The sequence below is a fragment of the Bacteroides timonensis genome, from assembly GCF_000513195.1.
Lineage (GTDB): Bacteria > Bacteroidota > Bacteroidia > Bacteroidales > Bacteroidaceae > Bacteroides > Bacteroides timonensis.
Window position 1 is genome coordinate 49,508 of record NZ_CBVI010000052.1, and the last position, 6,146, is coordinate 55,653.

The window sequence follows — 6,146 nt, forward strand, 5'->3', positions numbered from 1 at the left end:
ATATGTTATTGAAGCTATCTCAGTTCCCCTCCTCCAGTCGGAGGAGGAGAATTAGAATACTTTTGCTTATCAATAATACATACTTTGCGAAATTTATAGTACTGAATTAAGGGACAGGGGCAGCCGGACTAACCAGTACCGTCACATCCTCCATACCTGCAATATTGTTTTTCAGCACGATAGGAGCAGGGGTGAAGTCCGTCACATTACTCTTCACGGTCAGGGTGAAAGTCTGGGTGCCTGTGGCATCCGACGGAGCGTTTCTTGCAAAGGCAGTAGTTTCGGCAACTGTGAACCAAGACGATAACGTATTCGCCGTTACACCCTGCGGAGAAGTCACCTTCACTTCAATGGTACTGGCAGCAGCGCGAGCTACGTCGGTAATCTTGTATTCGCTATAAGCGGCTCCCCCTGCATTTGCCAACTCAATCGCCGTGATGGCCGGGTCAAGCAACTCTACCGTCAACTCCAGTTTCTTTGCCTCGTCCCCCAGATTAATAATCTCAAACTTGCTGTCCGCATCACTGGTTGCCGTCACATCTTTCAGCATAAGCGTATAGAACTCCTCTACCGGAGTATCAACGGGAACATCCGTGGTGGGAGTGCCTGTCGTGCTCGGCGTAGGCCCCGTCTTACTCTTCGCCACTTCCAGCCATGGAAGCTGATTAGACAACACTAGCTTTGTGCCGAAAGGACAACTTGCTCCCAACGTGATGCTGCTCTTGCTTGTCTTGTACATGGTGAGCTTGTTATTATCCTTATCATACAGGTTAAAGTTCCCCGTATCCGCATCCGGTGTCGCAAAGTCCAGTACCGGCGCCGTGGCGGGCGGAACAATCGTTAGCGTGGTGTACACTGACTCATCCTGCGAAGCCGATTCATTGGCCAGGGTCAACGTAATGGGAACATACGGACTGTTGGCAGTCAGTGTATATTTAAAGGTCATGGTGCTGGTAGTCACCCCGTCCACCACTTCCGATTGGTAACTGGCGTCGTCGTGTTCCAACCAAGCTATTGGCCATCCGGTTGTCGTGCTGAACTTCGGCTGTACCTTTCCACTTGCCGTGGCTGTCAGTGTGATGGTTTTCTCCGTACCGTCGGCAGTCACGCTGATTTCTTTGGTCGTTACGTCTTTATCCGTTCCTTCCACATTCAGGGCGGTCACCACCGGCGCAGCATTGTCGGGCTTGATGATAACCCCGCCGCCACTTGTCCAGTCTACAATTTCAAAGAACGCGGTGATGGTGGCTTCCATCACTTCCTTGATGTGCAGGGTGTAGCGGGTATTGGCTTCCACATCCATGAACTTGGGATCACCGCCTCCATCGGGTACCCGTTGTATATCAAGATGGTACTCCACCGGAACCGGGTCTTTCTGCATCGGATTCTGGTATTTGCCTTTGATGATAAGGAACGCCTTGTCCGTATCTTTCAGCGGATAGGTGTAGAGGGCACTCTCCGTCACACCTTGATTAGCTTTGGGCAACATCAGGTAGCTTCCTTCCACTATGGGGTACTGAATCAGGTTGGTGGCACGTTCACCTTCGGGAATATCGGTCAGCGTGCCCGGCATCACGGTAGACTGATGACGTCCGTTTCCCAGCGATACACTTTCAATAATCAGCCCCGTCTTGGCGGATTCATTGTCGATGTCGAAACGGCTCACGCGGCGTTTCAGTTCGATGTTTACCGTGGCTATGTTGCCCAGTATCTTCGTTGTGCCGCTTCCGGTCATCACCAGCGGAGTACCCAACGGGGTGCTCGCCGTTGTTAGTTTGGAAGTGAAGTACTTCTCGAAGTCCTCTGCTTTCGTACCTGGGATTTCGATGGCTCCGCTAGCGGCGTTGGTTGTCACCGCCGTCAGTGGATCAATTGCGGTTCCGTCAGCCTTGTAAAGCGTCGTACTATTCGCTACGCAATACAGTTTCAGATTAGGAATCCCCTTTAGCTCTGTGGGAAAGATGGAAGCCTTGCGGGCGGTTCCGGCACCGCTCAGCTTGAAAGTCTTTGCCGGAGTGTTGTCTTCCGCTGCGGCTTTCCACGTTTCCAGATACTGGTAGTCTCCGCCTTCCGTGGTAGCTGCAAACACGTAGATATCCAGGTTGTCAATCTGGTTTTCACTCTCGGAAGCGATGGCGCGGGTGTATTCTTGCGACTCTCCTCCGCCACTGAATACGAGACGGATCTCTTTGCCTTGCGCTCCTCCTGTGGGAGTGTCGTCGATGCCCAACTCATTTTGGCTGCATCCTGCAAGCAGGGCCAGCAGGGCGGACATCCAAAGCATGTTTTTCTTTTTCATCATTTGTCTATATATTTATTTTAAAAAAGTAATCTTATTCTGAGGCGTTTCCCGGGCTCTACTGCTACGCCACCCGTAGCCGGTCAGCTACGCCGGTCGTAGACGGTCACCTATGTCACCCGTAGACGGTCAGCTACGCCTGCCGTAGCAGTACGCCCATCAACTACCTATCCTAACGGGTTCTCATCCAAACCGCCGCTGCTGCCGCCATCGCCACCGCCTCCGTCGGGTGCCTTGCCTATATAGATGGTTTTCATCACACTGCGCGGAACTTTCAGCATCGTCTTGCTGTTGCCGCCGAATTGTGTGGTTACTTTCAATTCATACGTGCCGTCCGCCAGATCGGCGGGGATGATGAACGTCAGCTTCGAGGGGTCGTTTGTCACCCAAAGGTCTTCGGCAACTTTGGTCTCCGTGCCCTTGCTGTTCTTCAGGGTGATGCCCACCGCCGGGTCGGTTCCCACCACTTTCAGCTTGCTGCCTGTGAGGGTGAAGGCGCGTCCGGCTGTGGCCGAGGCATCCTGCGCACGGGTGGAGGCATCCTGTACGCCGCCGATGTACATGGCGCTGCCCTTCTCGCCGATGATGCCCACTGTAGTTTCCTTGATGGCTTCCCGTAGGTCGGCGCCTACGTTGAAGTTCACCACGATGGAGTTTTTGGCCGGGTTCCAGGTGGAGTTTTCTATTACGCCACGGAAGCTGACGGAGGCGTAGTAGAGGCCGGTGTTCACGGTCATGCCGGTCATCAACAGCCGCTTGATGACGCGCTTTTGCAGGTCGAAGACGTGACGGATGGTTTCTTCGCGCAGACCGGAGTCTTCCGCTTTCAGTTCGGCAATGATGCGGTTCTCGTCCGCGCTGCCGATGGAGACGGGTACGAGGATCACGTCCTCCTTGTTGTCCACGGTCACGGTGTTGTCTGCCAACTGTCCGTTGATTTGATACTTGATTTCGTTTGCCATAATCTTTATTTTTTTAAATGAATAATATCGGTAAAACCGGAGTTTTGCCGGGTTGATAAATCGAATAAATAATGGCATGGGGAATGAGTCTTCCGCAGAAAATCCGTGGAGGAAATTACACAAAAAAATCATTCCAACATGCTAAAGAACGAAAGCTCGTTTGACATGTTGGAATGATTAAAATATAAGGGGGAGGCTGTTTAGCCTTTAAGCGTCAATAAGATTCAACTATCCACTTCTCGATATTCCGGGTTTTCGGGCTGAAGTTTATTCCTATCTTAAGGAGTTTCCGCCCGTCGCTTGCAAAAGGAAGTGCATATTGCTTGTCGTTGATTTGCTGCAAAGCCTCTTCGGCAGTGCCATCCAGTTTGAACTCCATTATATAAATGAATTTGTCCGTCTGCAACACGAGGTCTACGCGGCCATTGTTCGTTTTATACTCCACTTGGGTATAGAAGCCTACCAACTTGAAGACGATGAAGAGCACATTCTCGTAGTGCAGTTCCTGCTCGCGGATTACTTCGTAAGTGGTATCGGCAAAGAAACTCTGCAAGCGACGGAAGAAGGAGTCGTAATCGCCCGAGCGTATTTCACGGACAAAATTCTGAACCTCAAACGGGGTTTCCACTTTGCTGACATTGGTATAGAAAGGCACAAGGAAACGGATGAAACCTTCTTCTACTTCTTTGTTGGGAAAACCTAAATGATACACGCCGAATTCTTCATCATACCCCTTAATGGTAAGATATCCGCTCTGATAAATCACCGGAATGGGATTCGTGGATTCAGAATCTACGCTGTTCAGCACCTGGATGTCAGTTTCTTCGTGCGCCATCCGTTCCAGGTCATAGTGGTGTTTTTTCAATAACTTCACCAGGTAAGTGGGAGTACCGGTTTCAAACCAGTAACTGTTGAACTCTTTGCGTTTGAAGGCGTTGAGTAGGCTGAACGGGTTATAAATACCAATAGAATTGTGCGTGAAATGGTAACCGTCATAGTTCTCCTTGAGTTCAGCACAGATTTTATCGTATGTCACTCCCCGGGCAGCGGCAAATTCGTGCAGTTCGGCTTCCAGGTTCTCGTGAATCTCCCGTTCGCTGATTCCGCAGATTTCAATGTATTCGTTCCACATGGAAATATCATCCAGATTATTCAGGTCGCTGAATACGCTGACTTTGCCGAACTTAGTTACACCTGTCAGTAGAGCGAATTTGATATAACCGTCCTTCGTCTTGAGTGCTCCATAGAAAGGCTTCAGGGTATTGCGGAATTGCTTTTGCAGTTCCTCGTTTCCAATGGCTTGCAGCATGGGTTTGTCGTACTCGTCCACGAGGATAACTACACGTTGTCCCGTCTGCTCACAGGCTCGCTGAATGATGCCGGCAAAACGCAGGGAGAAAGAAGTTTCAGTCGGGCGGGTGCCATACAGACTTTCCCAATATGCCAGATTGTCATTTAGGATTTTCTCCAGGCTTTCCAAAGTGTCATACTTCTCTATATTGAGGTCCAGGTGCAATATGGGGTGCGTTATCCAATCCTTTTCCAGCTTTTCCACGGCCAGTCCGTTGAACAGTTCCTTCTTTCCTTGGAAGTAGGCTTCCAATGTGGAGATGAGTAGGCTCTTGCCAAAACGGCGCGGACGACTCAAAAAATAATAGCTGCCGGTCTTTACCATTTTGTACATCAAGGCTGTCTTATCAACATAGAAATAACCGTCTTGACGAATCTTCTCGAAATTCTGAATGCCGATGGGAAAAATCTTATCGCTCATATTCTTCTACTTTTATACATCAATCAATTTCTTCAGCTCCTTTAAATATTCGTCTACGGAAGCCGCTAAAGGCAAGATATCTTCTTGACCAATGCTTATCCAGTCATCGTAATCGCCAGACTGGCGCAACTCATACACTTTACTGTACAAACGCCCCATTTCTCGTGAAACAATACCTGTACTAATAAAATATTGTCCAAACAGGCGGATAACTCCCGAATGAGTAGAAGCGCTATATCCATGCTTTATTAGCAATGCAGTAGTCATGTAATAGCAGGCATAATACATACGGTTGGCGGCTGCATACCAAAAATTGTTGCTGATAATACCTTTCGTCTCTTCCCAAGTTTCAAGAGCTCGGTTCATACGGTTCGTCATCAGCGCCTTTTTTTCTTCTTCACTCAGTTTCATAATTCAACTCCTTCCTCTTCTACATTTTTAAAAAATGGCGTACCTTTTCGTTTCATCCATTCGGATAGTGTATAAAGCTTCATACTGAAATACTCTCCAAAATTCCAGCCCAACTCCACGAAAGGGTAAGCATAAGTGTCGAAATCAGAAGGAGTTATCTTGTCCTTGTCCAGAAGTAACAACATATCCCAGTCGGAGTCGGCAGTAGCATCGCGGCGCGCCTGCGAACCGAAAAGAATCAGTTTGCCTGAGGGTAATACTGTTTCTTTCAATTCCTTGATTTTATCTATAATCTTTTCTGTAGTATGGGCCATAATCTTATTGTTTTTGATGAAGGCTTTACAAAGATAATCATAATTTCCGTTCTTGGCATTCCGAAAGACAGGTTTTTACGTTTTCATCAAGAGTGCTTTCTAGTTTAAACTAATTCAAATCCAGCACGGTTATGAGTTTTGTGATAAACAAGATAGTGCTGCTTATAATTTGCCCGTTTTACCTAAACATACTTTGGCTAATCTTTGACTTTACTGAAACGTACTTCGGCTAATTTGTAGTTTTACCTAAATACGATTCAGTAAATTCATAGATTTTGCTTTATAAAAATCATTCCAACATGTCAAAGAACAAATGTGCTGTTACCAGCTATGTATATCTAAGCGAATATTCCTCGCTCAAGCGGATTGCAAATCCTTATACTCATTGA

5 protein-coding genes are annotated in these 6,146 nt (G+C 48.0%); all 5 read right to left on the bottom strand.

Annotation, left to right across the window (positions count from 1 at the left end; all coding sequences use genetic code 11):
- Positions 1-106 precede the first annotated feature (106 nt).
- Complete coding sequence (locus tag BN161_RS11080) at positions 107-2,302, bottom strand: fimbrial protein (RefSeq protein WP_044266029.1); 2,196 nt, start codon at positions 2,300-2,302, stop codon at positions 107-109.
- Between the two features lie 164 nt (positions 2,303-2,466).
- Positions 2,467-3,261: a DUF4469 domain-containing protein gene (locus BN161_RS11085; RefSeq protein WP_081743677.1), complete on the bottom strand. Its 795-nt coding sequence runs from the start codon at positions 3,259-3,261 to the stop codon at positions 2,467-2,469.
- Positions 3,262-3,475: 214 nt separating this feature from the next.
- A complete protein-coding gene (locus tag BN161_RS11090; protein WP_044266031.1) occupies positions 3,476-5,032 on the bottom strand; it encodes an ATP-binding protein in 1,557 nt (518 codons plus the stop codon).
- Between the two features lie 12 nt (positions 5,033-5,044).
- Positions 5,045-5,443, bottom strand: a complete 399-nt coding sequence (locus BN161_RS11095; RefSeq protein WP_044266034.1) for a HEPN domain-containing protein — start codon at positions 5,441-5,443, stop codon at positions 5,045-5,047.
- Entirely contained in the window at positions 5,440-5,757 is a 318-nt protein-coding gene (locus tag BN161_RS11100; protein ID WP_044266037.1) for a nucleotidyltransferase domain-containing protein, read from the bottom strand. The genes BN161_RS11095 and BN161_RS11100 overlap by 4 nt, the downstream gene beginning before the upstream one ends.
- Between the last annotated feature and the right edge of the window lie 389 nt (positions 5,758-6,146).